At 75.1% G+C, this 15,979-nt stretch carries 15 protein-coding genes; 5 read left to right on the top strand and 10 right to left on the bottom strand.

Features of this window, described 5'->3' with window-relative positions; genetic code table 11:
- Positions 1–3: 3 nt before the first annotated feature.
- The 6 genes from AB0D29_RS21310 to AB0D29_RS21335 form a co-directional block, all read right to left on the bottom strand.
- On the bottom strand, positions 4–792 hold the full coding sequence (locus tag AB0D29_RS21310) for a cytochrome c biogenesis protein CcdA (protein ID WP_362856187.1): 789 nt from the start codon (positions 790–792) through the stop codon (positions 4–6).
- Positions 789–1,403 (bottom strand): TlpA disulfide reductase family protein, encoded by a 615-nt coding sequence (locus AB0D29_RS21315; protein ID WP_362856189.1) that lies wholly within the window; start codon positions 1,401–1,403, stop codon positions 789–791. Before AB0D29_RS21315 ends, AB0D29_RS21310 begins: the two co-directional genes overlap by 4 nt.
- Positions 1,400–2,164 carry a thioredoxin family protein gene (locus tag AB0D29_RS21320; RefSeq protein ID WP_362856191.1) on the bottom strand — a complete coding sequence of 255 codons (765 nt, stop codon included), beginning with the start codon at positions 2,162–2,164 and terminating at the stop codon, positions 1,400–1,402. The genes AB0D29_RS21315 and AB0D29_RS21320 overlap by 4 nt, the downstream gene beginning before the upstream one ends.
- 266 nt (positions 2,165–2,430) lie before the next feature.
- The gene (locus AB0D29_RS21325) at positions 2,431–2,985 is read right to left on the bottom strand and encodes a hypothetical protein (RefSeq protein WP_362856193.1); all 555 of its coding nucleotides are present in this window, start codon (positions 2,983–2,985) and stop codon (positions 2,431–2,433) included.
- Positions 2,986–3,173: 188 nt separating this feature from the next.
- Positions 3,174–4,040, bottom strand: a complete 867-nt coding sequence (locus tag AB0D29_RS21330; RefSeq protein WP_362856195.1) for a CAP domain-containing protein — start codon at positions 4,038–4,040, stop codon at positions 3,174–3,176.
- Between the two features lie 224 nt (positions 4,041–4,264).
- On the bottom strand, positions 4,265–4,768 hold the full coding sequence (locus tag AB0D29_RS21335) for a metallophosphoesterase (RefSeq protein ID WP_362856197.1): 504 nt from the start codon (positions 4,766–4,768) through the stop codon (positions 4,265–4,267).
- 110 nt (positions 4,769–4,878) lie between these two features.
- Between AB0D29_RS21335 and AB0D29_RS21340 the strand changes: the two genes are divergently transcribed.
- Entirely contained in the window at positions 4,879–5,508 is a 630-nt protein-coding gene (locus AB0D29_RS21340; protein WP_362856199.1) for a cadmium resistance transporter, read from the top strand.
- Positions 5,509–5,529: 21 nt separating this feature from the next.
- Here the strand turns inward: AB0D29_RS21340 and AB0D29_RS21345 are convergent, their stop codons facing one another.
- From AB0D29_RS21345 to thpR, 4 genes are all read right to left on the bottom strand, one after another.
- Complete coding sequence (locus AB0D29_RS21345; RefSeq protein WP_362856201.1) at positions 5,530–8,970, bottom strand: hypothetical protein; 3,441 nt, start codon at positions 8,968–8,970, stop codon at positions 5,530–5,532.
- A gap of 72 nt (positions 8,971–9,042) precedes the next feature.
- Positions 9,043–9,702, bottom strand: coding sequence for a maleylpyruvate isomerase N-terminal domain-containing protein (locus tag AB0D29_RS21350; protein ID WP_362856203.1), 660 nt, complete (start codon positions 9,700–9,702; stop codon positions 9,043–9,045).
- A gap of 40 nt (positions 9,703–9,742) precedes the next feature.
- Complete coding sequence (gene bla, locus AB0D29_RS21355; protein ID WP_362856205.1) at positions 9,743–10,648, bottom strand: class A beta-lactamase; 906 nt, start codon at positions 10,646–10,648, stop codon at positions 9,743–9,745.
- An 84-nt stretch (positions 10,649–10,732) separates the two neighbouring features.
- On the bottom strand, positions 10,733–11,317 hold the full coding sequence (gene thpR / locus AB0D29_RS21360; protein ID WP_362856207.1) for an RNA 2',3'-cyclic phosphodiesterase: 585 nt from the start codon (positions 11,315–11,317) through the stop codon (positions 10,733–10,735).
- A gap of 258 nt (positions 11,318–11,575) precedes the next feature.
- On the opposite strand from thpR, the gene AB0D29_RS21365 reads away from it, so the two are divergent.
- From AB0D29_RS21365 to AB0D29_RS21380, 4 genes are all read left to right on the top strand, one after another.
- The gene (locus AB0D29_RS21365) at positions 11,576–12,742 is read left to right on the top strand and encodes a glycosyltransferase (RefSeq protein ID WP_362856209.1); all 1,167 of its coding nucleotides are present in this window, start codon (positions 11,576–11,578) and stop codon (positions 12,740–12,742) included.
- A 215-nt stretch (positions 12,743–12,957) separates the two neighbouring features.
- Complete coding sequence (gene cseB / locus AB0D29_RS21370) at positions 12,958–13,737, top strand: two-component system response regulator CseB (protein WP_362856211.1); 780 nt, start codon at positions 12,958–12,960, stop codon at positions 13,735–13,737.
- A 5-nt stretch (positions 13,738–13,742) separates the two neighbouring features.
- Positions 13,743–15,029 carry a HAMP domain-containing sensor histidine kinase gene (locus AB0D29_RS21375; RefSeq protein ID WP_362856213.1) on the top strand — a complete coding sequence of 429 codons (1,287 nt, stop codon included), beginning with the start codon at positions 13,743–13,745 and terminating at the stop codon, positions 15,027–15,029.
- A gap of 125 nt (positions 15,030–15,154) precedes the next feature.
- Positions 15,155–15,946, top strand: coding sequence for an ABC transporter ATP-binding protein (locus AB0D29_RS21380; protein WP_362856215.1), 792 nt, complete (start codon positions 15,155–15,157; stop codon positions 15,944–15,946).
- Positions 15,947–15,979: the final 33 nt, after the last annotated feature.

Genomic DNA, 15,979 nt, shown 5'->3' on the forward strand with positions numbered 1-15,979 from the left:
GCCCTAGAGGACCGTGCTGAAGTTCGCGCTCCACAACTGCAGCCGGTACACCAGGTCGTTCCACACCCCGCCGGCGAGCAGCACGCCGACGAGCACGAGCATGCCGCCGCCGATCCGCAGCACCCACGGGTAGTGGCGCTTGACCAGGCCGAACGCGCCCAGGGCGCGCCGGAACGCCAGCGCCGCGAGCAGGAACGGCAGGCCCAGCCCGAGGCAGTACGCCACCATCAGCAGGGCGCCGCGCGCCGCGCTGGCCTCGGTCCACGCGAGCGCCTGGACAGCGGCCAGCGTCGGGCCGATGCACGGGGTCCAGCCGACCGCGAACACCGCCCCCAGCAGGGGAGCCCCGGCCAGTCCGAGGGCGGGGCGCCGGTGGCTGCGGAACTCCCGCTGGGTGAACCCCGGCAGGAACCCCATGAAGGACAGCCCCATGAGCACCGTGAAGACGCCGAGCACCTGGGTGACCGTCTCCTGGTGCGCCAGGAGGGTACGGCCGAAGTAGCCGAACAGGGCGCCGCCGGAGACGAGTACCGCGGTGAAGCCGAGGACGAACAGCAGCGCCCCGGTAGCCATCCGGCTGCGGCGCCCGCCGCGCGCGTCCGCCAGGTCGGCGACGGACAGGCTGGTCACGTAGCTGAGGTAGCCGGGTACGAGCGGCAGTACGCACGGCGAGAGGAAGGAGACGAGTCCCGCGACGAACGCCACGGGGGCCGCGATCGCCAGCGTGCCGTTCACCAGGGAGGGCGCGTCCGCGACGGCGAGTGTCCGGTACACGGCCGCCGCCCCCGTCACGACTCCTCCTCCATCACGCGCGCGAGCAGGGGCCGCAACTGCTCGTCGGTGACGGCGCCCCCGATGGCGACGGCGATGCGTCCCCGGCGGTCGATCACGAGCGTCGAGGGGACCGCCTGGGGGTTCAGCAGCTCGGGAGGGAAGCGGAGCAGGAGTTCGCCGGCGGGGTCGTGCAGGCTCGGGAAGTCCAGGCCGTGCTCGCGTACGAACGAACGGGCCGCCGCCCGGTCCGGGTCCCGCGTGTTGATCCCGAGGAACCGGACCTCCTCGCCCGGGGTCTCCCGGCTGAGCCGCGCCAGGTCCTCGGCCTCCGCCCGGCAGGGGCCGCACCAGGAGCCCCAGACGTTGAGGACCACGACGTGCCCCCGGAGCCCGGTGAGGCCGGCCGGCCTCCCGTCCAGGTCGTCACCGGCCAGCGCGGGCGCGTGCCGCCGGGCGCCGGGATCCAGGACCCGCGCCCCCGCGGCGGTACTGATCCCGCCGGCCCGACCGCCCGGTGCCGCCCTGGTATCGCCGTCGTCCGTCAGGAGACCGGCGAGGAGCAGACCGGTTGCCACCACGAGGCCCGCGCCGGCCGGAACGAGCACGGCCCTGCGGACCTGTCGTCTCATGACGCCCACTTGCGCAGGAAGGCGTTGATGCCGTCCGCGGTCAGGGACGGGTTGCCCGTGACGTGGGTGTCGGTGCGCACCGTGCCGGTGGGGGAGACGACGACGAGTACGGGCATCGTGTACGTGCCCCCCGACGGGCTGTACTTGCGCAGGAGCGCCGAGTTGGCGGAGCTGTTGCCGCCGATGTCCACCTTGACGAGGTGGTACGAGGCTCCGAGGATCGCCGTGGTCTGCGGCTGGGCGAACACCTTGTCGACGGCCTTGCAGTTGCCGCACCAGTTCGCGCCGAAGTCGAGCAGCACCGCCCGCCCGTCGGCCTTGGCCGCGCGCAGAGCCGCCTCTATCTGCTTCTGCGCGTCGGCCGAACTGTCGTAGCCGGGGCCGGGTACGCGGGCCGGCTCGGGCGCGGCGGACGTACGCGCCGGCTTGGACGGCGTCCGGGAGGGGGCGGCCGAAGCGGTCGCGGCGCGCGAGGGGGACGCGGACGCGGACCCGGACGGCGAGGCGGAGGCGGACGGGGAGGCCTCGGGGGACACCGACGCCGACTCCGACGCGGAGGGGAGGGCGGCCTCCGAGGACTGTCCGGCCTTGGCCGGCGCCGCGGAACCGACGGGCTGGGAGGACGGACCACAGGCGGCGGTCAGTCCCGCCGCGACCACGGCGACGGCGACCAGCGGCAGTCGGGTTCCCAGGGGCGCGGCGGACCGGGGGGCCGTCGTACGGCGGTCGGCGCGGACGGGTCGGAGCAGGCGAGAACTCATGGCGAAGACACCCCAAGGCACGATGCGGACTGCGGGAAGGGCCGAACGCCTTCCGGCGCGGCGGAACCGACGGCCCCGGGGTTCGCCGGGTGCGGTTCCCCGGCGCCGAGGGCCGCTCGGCTGACGCGAGCATAGGCCCCGTCCGGGCCGGTGGAACCGCCTCGGCACGATCTTGAGGTTGCCCTAAGGAAGCGCTCACCTTCCGCTTCGCCGGAGCGCGGTGCATCGGGGCGCACAAGACGTGAACCGCGCAAAAGGGACCGGCGTCAGAACGACGATTCCCGGACGCTCGCCTTCGCCGCCGGGACGATCGTCGCGGTGACCTCCGAGCGGTGGTCGGCGCCGGAGAACGTGACGGTGAGGGTGTCGGCCGAGGTCTGCGCGGTGGTGGCCTTGAACCCGCGGCTGGGGATCGCGGAGATCAGGCACACGCCCCGGCTCCCGTACCGCACGGTGACCTTGCCGCCCTGCGAGGGGACGGTGTGCAGGCCCGCTCCGCCCTCCTCGCAGTCCACGGAGGGCTTCGGCGCGGTGGTCCGGGGGGTGCCCGGCGAGGCCTTGGCGGGGGTCGCGGCCGAGGGGCTCGGCCGCTGCGTCACGGTGGGGGAGGGGCTCGCGGACGCGGAGGCGGACGGTTCGCTCGGCGCGGGGCTGCCGGCCTCCCAGGCCGGCGGCGTGTCGATGACCACCGGGGCGGACCGCGCGACCGGGGGCGTGTGCCTGGTCGAGCCCACCACGAACTGCACCGTGGCGAGCACGGCGGTCACGCTGGTGGCGGTGCACGACAGCCATATGAACAGGTAACGCGGAATCCGGGGCACGGCCCCATAGTGGCCGACCCGCCGGCCGGTCCGTCACCCCTCCCCCCGAAGAGCCCCGGAACCCCGCGTGCGGGCCCGCCGGGCGGGCCGGGGAACGCCGACGTCCTCCGACCCGTGGGACGGGTCGGAGGACGTGGACGTGGGGGGTGGCTGGTCCGGTGCGCGCGGCTGCGCCGGCGCGGGCCCCGCTACTTCGGGGTGCCGAAGTCCTGCGTCCACCACGGGCCGCCGTCGCCCTTGTGGACACCTATGCCGATCTCCTTGAAGGAGCAGTTGAGGATGTTGGCCCGGTGGCCGGAGCTGTTCATCCACGCCTTCATGACCGAGTCGGGGTCGGCCTGCCCCCGGGCTATGTTCTCGCCCAGGCGGGACCACCCGTATCCGGCGGCCTCCACCCGGCTGGTCATGGTGGACCCGTCGGGGCCGGTGTGCGACATGACGCCGCTCCGGGCCATGGTGTCGCTGTACGTCCGTGCGGCGGCGCTCAGCTTGGCGTTCATGGTCAGCGCGCCGCACCCGGCGGCGGACCGCTCCTTGTTGACCAGGGCGAGGACCGCGGACTCGGCATCACCGTTGACGGTGCCGGAGCCTGATCCCCCCGAACCGCCCGAACCGCCCGAGCCCCCGGACCCGCCGCCCGTGGTCGTGGAGGGCTTGCGCGTCGGGTCGGCGGCCCGGGTCGAGGCCGGCTTGGCCGGAGTGCTGCTCTCCGCCGTGTCGGGCTTCGGCGCGTCGGCTGATTCGGAGGCGCCGGCTTCCGGTGTGCCGGACGGGCTCGGGCTCGCCGTGGCCGTGGCGTCGGTGGTGGGCGTGGGGACGGCGGGGGAGGGCGCCGTCCCCACGCCGTCACCGGTCCCCGCGGTCCCGGCCGCCTTGCCGGCGACGCCGTCGGCCCGCTTGTCCCGGCCGGCATCACCGTCGGAGTCGGCCACGGCGACCCCGACCGCCACCGCCGCGGCCGCCGCGGTGACGGACAGGACGATGCGGGTGCGCACCGTCCTCTTCCGTCGCGCCTCGGCGCGGGACGGCGTTTCGGGAGTGTGGCTGCGGCTCATGACGGTGACACCTCACAGGAGAAGGGGAGGAGGGGGAGTCCGGCTGAGCCTAGGTCGCCGACCAGCCAAAAGAGCGCGCTGGAGGGGTTCTTCAGGTTCCCCTAAGGAAACCCGCAGGGCCAACACAGGGACGAGCCGGACAATCGCCCCAACTCGGCTGGCCCGGCACGCGCGTTGCCGGGCGGCGGAGTTCCGCTTCGGCCCGGGTACGGCGGCCCGCGGGTTCAGGACCGTCCGGTCAGCCTGTGCAGAACGACGTCGTGCAGGGCGCCGTCCGCGACCGTGAGGGTCAGGAACGTGTGGTGGGGCTGTCTCCGACGGTCCGTCGGAGAGCCGGGGTTGAGCAGCCGGAGCCCGCTCGGGGCCGTGGAGTCCCACGGGATGTGGCTGTGGCCGAACACCAGGACGTCCGCGTCCGGGAAGCGTGCCGCGCACCGCCGTTCGCGCCCGTCGGCCGGACCGGTCTCGTGGACCACCGCGAAGCGCAGGCCGCCGAGTTCGGCGCGGGCGATCTCGGGCAGTCTGTGGCGCAGGGCGGGCCCGTCGTTGTTGCCGTACACGGCGAGCAGCCGCCGCGACCGCGACTCCAGCACGTCGAGCGTGGCCTCGTCGGTCCAGTCCCCGGCGTGGACCACCACGTCGGCTTCGTCGACGGCCGTCAGCAGCACTTCCGGCAGGTACCGGGCCCGCGCGGGTACATGGGTGTCGGAGGTCAGCAGCAGCCTCATGGTGCCCACCGTAGACGAGCGGGCCGTCGCCCCGTGGAGGAACGGGACCGCGCCCCCGGTAACGTCGCCCTGCGCCACATCACACACCACCGGCAGGAGAGCACCGACACGTGAACCTGGGCATCATCGGGCAGGCGGTCGGGCTGTTCGCCGTCACCAACATCGACGACATCCTGCTCCTGGCGCTCTACTTCGCCAGGGGCGCCGGACACCCCGGGTCCACGCGCCGCATCGTGCTCGGTCAGTACCTGGGCTTCGTCGCGATCCTCGCCGTCGCGGTGGCCGCCGCGTTCGGCGCCACGTTCCTGCCGGAGTCCGCCGTCCCGTACCTCGGCCTGCTGCCGCTCGCGTTGGGCCTCAAGGCCGGGTGGCAGGCGTGGAAGGACCGCGCCGACAACGGCGAGGACGGGAACGAGGACGGGAACGAGGGCGAGGAGGAGGCGCAGGCCGGATCCGGTGGGCCGAGCCCGCTGGAGGTCGCCTCGGTCACCTTCGCCAACGGCGGCGACAACATCGGCGTCTACGTTCCCGTCTTCGCCGCCGCCGGCGTGGGCGGGATGAGCGCGTACGCCGCGGTCTTCCTCGTACTGGTGGCGGTGTGGTGCTGCGCAGGACGGTACTTCGCCACCCGTCCCGTCATCGCCGGGGCCCTCGCCCGCTGGGGCCACGTCCTGCTGCCGCTGGTCCTCGTGGCCATCGGCCTTCTCATCCTGGTGGAAGGCGGCGCATTCGGCCTGTGACCGGTCCCTTCGGCGCGGCTGTCAGTGGGCGGTGAGGTCGATGGCGTCGGCCGCCTCGCGGACCTCCGGGTCCTCGTGGCGGCGCAGCGTGCGGACGGCCGAGGTCCAGGGGCCAGGCCAGTTCAGACCGGGGCCGAGCGCGGCGGCGAGGGCCGCGGCGAACAGCCCGTCGGTGCGGGTGCCGTCGGACAGGGCGCGTACGGCCCCCAGTGCCCGTTCCGGGTGCGCCATCGTGCGGGAGGCGTAGTGGTGACGCCGGAGCAGCTGCTCGGCGCAGCGGCCCGCCAGCGCGGGTCGGTCCGCGACGGCGGCGCTCAGCTCGCGGCAGGCCGCGGTCAGTTCGGCCTCGGGCGCGGCCGGGTCGACGGCCCGGACGAGCAGGGAGGCGCGCAGGCCGGTCAGCCGCGGTTCCGCGGCCAGCTGCCGGGCGAGCGGGCCGCACAACCGGCCGGGCACCGTGACGGAGGGCGAGGCGAGGAGGTGCTGCAGCCGATGGCGGGCGGCCAGATCGGGACCGTCGGCGCCGCTGCCCTGTGCCCCGCCGCCCTCCGGGGCCATGGCCCGCAGCAGCCGGGCGACGGCCTCGTGGAGCGCACTGCCGGGGGCCGCTCCGCCCGACGGATGGGGCTGCCCCGATCCGGCGATGCCCAGCAGGGACTTGCCGGCCGCCTCCCACATGTGGGGGGAGGCCAGGTCGGTGACCAGGTCCCTGAGCGTCCCGGCGACGGTGGGTGCGTACGCGGCCCATTCCTCCAGCTCCCAGAACACGCTCTGGATCGTGAAGTCGTCGGCGGTGGTGAGCAGGCCGGTGACCAGCCCGCCGTAACGGGACCGGTGCGCGGGAGCCACCCCGGCCGGGCCGCGCAGCACGGCTCGCCGGGCGTCTTCCGGGCCGTCGGCGACGGCGGACTCCAGCAGCGACCACGCCGGTTCGGCGGGGAGCAGGGCGGGAGCCAGGGCGACGGCCGCCGTCCGCAGGTCCGGGTGCGCGGAGGCGTCGAGCGCCGCCCGGGCCAGCAGCCGCGCGGCCTCGGCCGGCGGAAGGTGGCGGGCCGCGAGCCGCGCGGCCGACTTGCGGACGGTGAGCTTCACCCCGCGTTCGCGGGTGAGCAGGTCGCGCAGCAGGGCGGCGAGGGCGTCCGGGCGGACCCGGAGCGCCACCTGGCCGGCGACCGCCCAGACCGCGGCCGCGTCGTCCTCGCCGGCGCTGTCGCGCAGCAGGCGCAGGGCGGCGTCCGGGCCGTCACCGAGGGCGGCGGCGGCCAGCGCTGCGGGGTCCGCCGGCGCTGCGGGGTCCGCACCCGCTCCGTCCGCACCCGCTCCGTCCGCGCCGCCGTACCGCCGGACGAGGTCCCACCCGTACCCCGGGACCCCGGCCGCCTCGCGCAGCAGCGCGGCGCGTTCGTCCAGGGACCGGCCGGGGTCGGCGAGGGCCGTCTCGGCCAGGCGTACGGCGGCCCCCTGCTGGCGGGGCAGCCACCGGTCCGCACGGCGGAAGCGGGGCAGCGCGCGGGTCGTGCCGGGGGCCGGGAAGCGGCCGGTGGGCGGCGGGTCGGCCAGGGCGTGGTCCAGCAGGTCGGTGCGGTCGGCGGCGAGCACGTCGAGTACGGGGCCGAGGGCTGCCGCGGAGGGCTCCCGTTCCAGGAGTACGGCGACCCGATCGGCCCGGGTCGCCGGGTCGGCCAGCCAGGCCGCGGCCAGGTCGGCGAACGCGCCGTCCGGGCAGTCCCGCAGGCCGTCGGCGAGGCGGTCCTGGAGCTCGGGTATCAGGCGTGCCCGGTTGCCGAACGCCTCGACCAGGGCGAGCAGCGGCGTGTGATCGCCCCGGCCGGCCGCGGTGTCCAGCCAGGGCCGTACGGCGTCGAGCACGGCGCGTTCGCGGCCGAGGCGCAGTGCCCGGTCCAGCCGGACGGCGGGTGCGAGTGCGCCGGTGCGGGCGGTGAGCGCACCCAGCAGCTGCACGGCGAGACCGAGGAGCTCCGCGTCGGCCGAGGTGTTGAGGAGGACGACGGCGAGGGCGTGGACGGCGGTCCGGGTGGCCGGCGAACAGTCGCGGGCGCGCAGGGCGTCCAGGCACAGCCGTTGCAGGTCGTCGCGCCCGGCCCCGCCCGCGGGCCCGGTGAGGGCCGCCGTGAGCAGCGGCGCGGACAGGGCGGCGAAGGTCTCCAGGACGGACCGGCGCACCGGGTCGCGTTCGTTGCGCAGCCGGTGCGCGGCCAGGTCCAGTACGGCGGCCACTTCCGCCGGATCCGCCGCGTACTCGGCGTTGGCCGTCACCTGCCGCCAGGCCAAGGCCCGGTCGTCGGCGTCGCCGGATCCGGTGGCGGCGAGGAGTTCCGGCCGGGCCTCGGCCGGCGGGAGCAAGGCGAGGGTGGGCCACACCTCGTACACGGACCACCGTTCGGCACGGCCCTGCGCGACGTCCGCCCGCGCCCTGGCGTGCCGTTCGGCCGCAGGGAACAGTGCCAGTACGGCATCGGGGATCCCCAGCACCGCGGGGAGGCGGCTCGCGGCGGCGACCGCCTCGTGGAAGGCCACCCGCTCCGCGCGCGGTACGGCGCGCAGCATGGTGACGTAGGCGCCCCGCTGGGCCCAGCGGGCGGCGAGCCGGTGCAGGGACGGCGGTGCCGCCGCGACCAGCCGGCGCAGCACCGACGGGTTCGGGGTGCGCTCCCGGCGGGAGCTCTGCCGGCCGGGGTCGGCGAGCCAGCGGGCCGTCCGCTCGGCGTCCGCGTCGACCAGGTCGGCGAGCCGGTCGTGCAGCGGGTCGGGCAGGTCCCCGGGGCCGTGGCGTTCGAGGAGGTCCAGCACCCGGGCGGGGGCGGAGGGCAGGGCCGCCGCGATCCCGTTGGCGTGCTGCTGCCACCAGCTGCCGCGCAGCCAGGGGGTCAGCGCGGAGAGGTCGCGCTCGGCCTGGTCGAGCACGGCCGCCGGGTGACGGCGGGCCAGCAGGCTCCAGCCCTCGAACGCGACGGCGCCGGCGAGCTCGGGCAGCATCCGGGCGGTGAACTCCGGTGAGCAGCCCGGCAGCAGCAGGGCCGCGTCCCGGTCGCCGCGCTCGGTCCGCAGCCGCAGCAGCAGGCGCTCGGCGAGGGCGGCCCGGCTGCCGTCGCGCAGCAGCCGGGCGAGGTCGGCGCGGACCACGGCGGGAGCGTCGTCGTAGGCGGCCTCGACGCTCCGGTCGGGCACGGCCGAGGCACGGGCGGCGCGCAGGGCGTAGCGCCGGACGATCGGGTCGGGGTCGGCGAGGCGCGCGGCGAGGTGGTCGGTGTCCGACCCGGCCAGCGCGGCGAGCGCGCCGAGCCGCCGTTCGTACGGGCCGAGCCGGTCGAGTGCGGTGAGCAGCGGCCGGAGCTCGCCGCGCGCCGCCAGCGCGTGCGCGGTGACGGCGGTGTGCCGCAGGCGGGCCTTGTGCGGGAGGGAGTCGAGTGCGGAGAGCAGCTGTTCGACGGTGGTGATCATCAGGGCGGATTGTCACAGACACCCGCCCCTGAATCCCACCGAATATCGGCGCGGGGCCGGACCGGATCCCGGTCAGCCGAGGACGAGGGGGAGCCGGAGCGGCGTGGCCGAGCTGCCCAGTTCGGCCTGCTCCGCGTCGGTCGGGGCCCGTCGCCCGGTGCCGATCAGCAGGGCGTCCTTGTCGGAGAACGACGCGGGGAAGGCCCCACCGGCGATCTTCTCCAGCAGTTCGCGCGACCGGGCGAGGCCCGCGGCGGGCGGCTCCGTCGCGTCCGGGAGGTACGCGATCAGGTCGAGGTGGTGCAGGGTCCACTCCAGCACGTACGCGGTGAGGTAGTCGTCCGTGGTGAGCACCTCGTCCCGGGTGGCGACCGGGACCGTACGATCCGCGAGTCCGGCGGCGCGGCCCGCGGCGGAACCGACGTCGTCGAGGTGGAACTTGAGCAGCCACGGCTCCCCGTACGCGGCGGCGAGCCGGACGGTCAGCGCGTCGAGCGGGTCCTCGCCGGTCGGGGCCTCGACGAGGTTCCAGTAGGTCACCGCGTCGCGGGTCGGTGCCGTCCCGGCGGGCGTGACGAGGGTGATCAGCACGTCCTGGGCGTCGATGACCAGATGGCACACGAGGTCCCGCACGAGCCACCCGGCGCATCCGGACGGCCGTGCGAAGTCCTCGTCGCGCAGGTCGGCGACCGCCGTGCGCAACGCTGCCCAGGAGTGGGAGAAGAGGTCCACGGCGGCAAGCCTAGTGCGGTGTGCCGTAGGTGTCGGGCCGTCAGCTGAGGGCCGCCGCCAGTGTCCCGGCGGCCTTCGCGACCAGCGCGTCGGCACGCGGCGCGGACGCCTCCGGCCTGGTGGTCAGGACGGACAGCACTACGGGCGGCCGTCCCGGAGGCCAGGCGATGCCCACGTTGTTGCTGGTCCCGTACGATCCGGAGCCCGTCTTGTCCCCGATCACCCAGTCGACGGGCAGGCCGGCCCGGAACCGTTCGCCGCTCGTCGTGTTGGCCAGCAGCCAGCGCGTCAGGAGCTCCCGGTGCCTCGGGGTCAGCGCGTCGCCGAGCACGAGCCGCCCGTACGTCCGCCCGATGGCCCGCGGGCTGGTCGTGTCGGTCACCCGCGACGGCTCGGCCGAGTTCAGCTCGGGCTCCCACCGGTCGAGCCGGGTCGTACGGTCCCCCAGGGAACGGCAGAAGTCGGTGATCGCGGTGGGGCCGCCCAGCTCGCGGAGCAGCAGGTTCCCGGCGGCGTTGTCGCTCTGCGCGATGGCCGCGGAGCACAGCTCGGCCACCGTCAGTCCACCGGCGATGTTCTCGGGCCGCACCGTCACCGAGCCGCCGCCCGCGGCCGTGACGTCGTCCAGCGTGTAGTGGATGCGCCGGGCCAGGAACGCGCCGTCACGGTCCAGGTCCCGCATCACGGCCGCGGCGGCCATCGTCTTGAACAGCGAGCACATGGGGAACAGCTCGTCGGCGCGGTACTGCACCGTCCTGCCGGTGGCCGTGTCCCGCGCGTACGCCCCCAGCCGCGCGCCGTACTCGCGCTCCAGCGCGCGCAGCTGCCGGACGACCTCGCCGTCCCCGCCGTGTGACGCCGCATGCGCCGCGCCCGCCGGCAGGGCCGCGGCCAGCGCCGCCCCCGCTCCCAGAGTCAGTACCGCTCGACGGGTGGTCTGCTCCACGTCGGCTCTCCTCTTCCCTTTGACGATCACGTGGCGACAAAGACGCCAAAGATGATCAATACGGTTCCGCCCGGCCGCAGGTTTTCAGTCCAGGCCGTCGAAGCTCCAGGCCTCGATGTCGCGGTAGTGGATGGGCCCGGGGCCGCGGCCGGTGTTGCTGCCGACGAGGTGGAGGCACCGGGTCGGCCACGGGCGGCCGGTGAACGCGGCCAGCCCTGCCGCCGCCTCCACCGCGCTGGTGCGGTCGTTGCGGCGGGAGCGGGCCAGGGTCAGGTGGGGGCGCAGCGGCCGCTCCTGGAAGTCGATGCCGCACGCGCGGACCGCCGCGCGCACGTCGGTGGCGAGCAGGTGCAGCCCTTCGAGCTCTCCGTCGATCCCGGTCCACAGGACCCGTTCGTCGAAGTGCCCGCCGCCCCGCAGCGTCAGCTTCAGCGGCCGCCGGGCCGCGGCGAGGTCCGCGAGCGGCTCCTTGAGGAGCGGGACGGCGGCGACGGGCAGCTCGCCGAGGAAGGCCAGGGTGATGTGCCAGTCCTCGATGCGGTTCCAGCGCATGTCCGGGTACGCGGCGTACGCGGACCGCAGCCGCTCGGCCAGCTCGTCCTTCGCGTCGTCGGGCGGGGCCAGCGCTATGAAGACGCGGACGGTCTCGGACTGGATCTCTTCGTTCACGGAGGACTTCGTACAGTGTCCGGGCGGGTCCCGTCATCTTCACGGCCCGGCGCGCGGTGCGGCGATGGCCGCCAACAGCAAAGGCAAGGAGCACGTCCGCTCCTTGCCACTTTCAACATATAGCGCACGGGGGGCCTTGCGGCAAGACCCCCGTCGCACAGCAGAATCACCGATCTCAGCCGGAATCTGCGGAAGTCGGGGTTGTTCACGTTGCGTGTGTTGTTGTCGACGTACGGGTCGCGCGGGAGTGTCGAGCCGATGGTGGGGCTCGCGGTGGCGTTGCGGGAGCTGGGTGCGGAGGTCCGGGTGTGTGCGCCGCCGGACGCGGAGTTCGTCGAGCGGCTGGCCGGGTTCGGGGTGGAGACGGTGCCGGCCGGGCAGCCGGTGCATCCGATGGTGAGCACGGTGACGCCGGGTTCGGCGGTGGGGCTGGCGCAGCGCGTGGCCGACCTGATGGGCGCGCAGTTCGAGACGGTCGCCGCGGCGGCAGTGGGGTGTGACGTGCTGGTGGCGACGGGCCCGTTGCCGGCGGTGACCGGGGCGCGGTCCGTGGCCGACAGGCTGGGGATCCGCTACGTGCACGCGAGCCACCAGCCCGTCGCCCTCCCGTCGCCCCACCGGCGGCCGCCCGCCCGGCGGGGCCGGCCGTTGCCGCCGGGGGTGAGCGACAACCGGTCGCTGTGGGAGCTCGACGCGCGGATCGCGAACGAGATGTTCGGCGAGGAGCTGAACGGCCGGCGGGCGTCGATCGGCCTGCCGCCGGTGGACAGCGTCCGCGACTACGCCTTCACCGGCCGGCCGTGGCTGGCCACCGACCCGGTCCTGGACCCCTGGCAGCCGACGGACCTCGACGTGGTGCAGACCGGCGCCTGGATCCGGCCCGACGAACGCCCGCTCCCCGCCGACCTGGAGGCGTTCCTGGACGCCGGCGCGGCACCGGTCTACGTCGGCCTGGGCAGCACGCCCGCCGGAGCCCCGCGGGACTTCGCGCGGGTGGCCGTCGACGCGGTCCGCGCGCAGGGCCGGCGCGTGGTCCTCTCCCGCGGCTGGGCCGGCCTGGACCTGGTCGACGACCAGGACGACTGCTTCCTCGTCGGCGAGGTCAACCAGCAGGCACTGTTCCGCCGGGCGGCCGCCGTCGTGCACCACGGCAGCGCGGGCACCACCACGACCGCCACCGGGTCCGGCACGCCCCAGGTGGTCCTGCCCCAGGGAGGGGACGCGCCGTACTGGGGCGGCCGGGTCGCCGACCTGGGCATCGGGACCGCGCACGACGGCCCGGCCCCGACCACGGAGTCCCTGTCGCTCGCGCTCGAGGCGGCCCTGACGCCGCGGACCCGCGCACGGGCGGCCGCCGTCGCCGCCACGATCCGTACCGACGGGGCGACGGTCGCCGCGAAACTGCTGCTCGACGCCGCCGGCTGAGCCAGGCCGTCCCTGCGGAAACCCTTGGAGCGGCTCGGTTTGTATCGGCCGCGTATCAGGGAGCGCTTGGTCGTCCATCGAACGCGTGCGCCGGGCCGTGGCGGGCGGCCACGCCCGATGGCTGCCATATCGTTCCTTTCAGGTCCCGTCCGCGCGTGGGCGCGGACGGGACCTGCCCGTGTTCCACCACCCTCCGAACAAGGAGTCATCCGCCCGTGTCCTCGTCCGTCCCGCCCCCGGCACCGGCACCGGCACCGGCCTCTCCGCGCCCCGTGCGCGTGCTGCTGGTGGAGGACGACGACCTGATGCGCCGGTCCTTCACCGTCGCCCTCGAGCGCTACGGCTACCGGATGGAGACCGCGGCCGACGGGCTGGCGGGGCTGGAGCTCTTCCGCGAGGAGAGCTTCGACCTGCTGATCCTCGACGTGATGCTGCCCGGTCTGGACGGCATCGGCCTGTGCCGCAGGGTCCGGGAGACCAGCCTCGTGCCCGTTCTGATGATGTCCGCCCGCGGTGACGGGCTCGACGTCGTCGCGGGTCTCGAGGCCGGCGCGGACGACTACGTGGTCAAGCCCGTGGACACGTACGTGCTCGTGGCCCGCATCCGCTCGCTGCTCCGGCGGGCGACCTACGCACCCGCGCCGCCCGCCCCGGAACCCGGCCGGACGGACGGCGCCCCGGCCTCCGACGGGCGGGTCCCGTCCGAGGGGGAGTCGCTGGTCTTCGGGGACCTGACCATCGACACCGGTGGCCTGGAGGTCTTCGTCTCGGGCAGCCCGGTGGCGCTGACCCCGACCGAACTGAAGCTGCTGCTGGTGTTCGCCGCCCACCCGGGCATCGTGCTGGAGCGCCACACCCTGCTGCGGGACGTGTGGGACTACGGCTGGGACGGCGACAGCCGGGTCGTGGACCTGTGCGTGCAGCGGCTGCGCAGGAAACTCGGCCGGGACCGGATCGAAACGGTCCGCGGCTTCGGCTACAAGCTCAGGCGCTGAGGCGGGTGCGACCGTTCCACCGGCTGCGGCCGGCCCGTGCGTCCCTGCGCTGGAAGATCGCCGCGCTGGCCGCGGCCACGGCGTTCCTCGTCGTGGCCGCGGTGGGCGTCCTCGTGCACCTGTGGACCGCGCAGGACATCCGGGGCCGGGCCGAAGCCCAGGCCTTCAACACCGTGTACTCGGCCATGGCCACCTACCGGCGCACCGGAACGCTGATCGACGGTGCCGAGCTCGATCCGGCCGAGCTGCCCGCCGCACTGCGCCGCCCCGCCGACGGCGTCCGGCACGTCGCCCACGACGGGCACGTCGAAGGCAACGTGGGCCCCACCGTCTGGGCCGCCCAGCGCACCGCCGGCCCCGACAGCCCGGTGCTCGCCGTCCGGGTCAACATGAGCTCGGACCTCCACGAGCTGCGGCGGCTCGACGTGAGCATGGCGCTGGCCTCGCTGGTCGCGCTCGCGGCGGCCGCGCCCCTGGCGGTCTACGGAGCCGGGCTGCTCGCCCGTAGGCTGCGCCGGGTCTCCGAGACCGCGGGCCGGATCTCCGCAGGGGACCTGGACGCCCGGACCGGGCCCACCGAGGGCGGCGACGAGGTGGCCGACATCGCCGCCACCGTCGACCTCATGGCCGACAGCCTCAGCCGGCGGCTGCGCACCGAGCGCCAGTTCACCGCGGACGTGGCCCACGAGCTCCGCACCCCGGTCGGCGGCCTGCTGGCCGCCGCCGACCTGCTGCCCCGCGGGGAGACGGAGGATCTGCTCCGGGCCCGGGTGCGCGATCTGCGCGGCCTGGTCGAGGACCTCCTGGAGATCTCCCGGCTGGACGCCGGCGCCGAACGGCCGGTCCGCGACCGTGTCCCGCTCGGCGCGGTCGTCTCCGAGGCGGTCGTGCGGACCGGCCTCGACACGGAGGTCACCGTCACCGCGCCCGCCGACGCCGACCCGCACGGCTCCGGTACCGCCCCGGCCGGGGCGACCGTGGAGACCGACCCGCGCCGCCTCGAACGGATCGTCGCCAACCTCGTCGTCAACGCCCACCGGCACGGAGACACCCCGGTGCGGGTCACCGTCGAGGGCCGTACGGTCGTCGTCCGCGACCACGGCCCCGGCTTCCCCCGGGACCTGCTCGTCGACGGCCCGCGCCGCTTCCACACGGGCGCCGCGGGGCGCGGCTCGGGCCACGGCCTGGGCCTGACCATCGCCCTGGGCCAGGCCCGGCTCCTCGGCGCCGAGCTGCGCTTCGAGAACGCCCCGGACGGCGGCGCGGTCGCCACCCTGCGCCTGCCGGCCTGACGGCCGGTCCCCGCACACAACCGATACGGAGCGGAGCGGCGGCCGATACACGGCGGTCCGGGCCCCGATACGTTCCCCGGACACCCTTCGAAGTGCACGTTCCCGCACCCGAAGAGGAGTCCTCCGTGACCGCCGACCCCTTTGCCCCGCACCCGACGCACCCGCCGCACACATCGGCCGGGGCCGCGGCCGCCACCACCGACCTGTCGAAGGTCTACGGCAGCGGCGACACCCGCGTCGTCGCCCTGGACCGGGTCAGCATCGCCTTCGGGGAGGGCGAGTTCACCGCGATCATGGGCCCCTCCGGCTGCGGCAAGTCCACGCTGATGCACTGCGCCGCCGGGCTCGACTCCTTCAGCTCCGGCTCCGCCCGCATCGGCACCACCGAACTGGGCACCCTCGACGACCAGCAGCTCACCCGGCTGCGCCGCGACCGGATCGGCTTCGTCTTCCAGGCCTTCAACCTGCTGCCGACACTGACCGCGCTGGAGAACATCACGCTGCCGCTGACCATCGCCGGCCGCCGGCCCGACCGGCAGTGGCTGGACCGCGTGGTCGCCATGGTCGGTCTGGCCCAGCGGCTCGACCACCGGCCCGGGCAGCTGTCCGGCGGGCAGCAGCAGCGCGTCGCGGTGGCCCGCGCCCTGGTGTCCCGCCCCTCGATCGTCTTCGGCGACGAACCCACCGGCAATCTCGACTCCCGGTCCGGGGCCGAAGTCCTCGGCTTCCTGCGCGACTCGGTCCGCGAGCTGGGCCAGACCGTGGTCATGGTCACCCACGACCCCGTCGCGGCCGGCTATGCCGACCGCGTGGTGTTCCTCTCCGACGGTCGGCTGGTCGACGAGATGAGCCGCCCCACCCCGGACCGGGTGCTGGACCGGATGAAGGAATTCGACACCCGCTCGCGCACCAGCTGACCCCTCCCGCACATCGGCACCGCACCGCACGAG

It is taken from the genome of Streptomyces sp. NPDC048424, from assembly GCF_040651555.1.
Classification (GTDB): Bacteria; Actinomycetota; Actinomycetes; order Streptomycetales; family Streptomycetaceae; genus Streptomyces.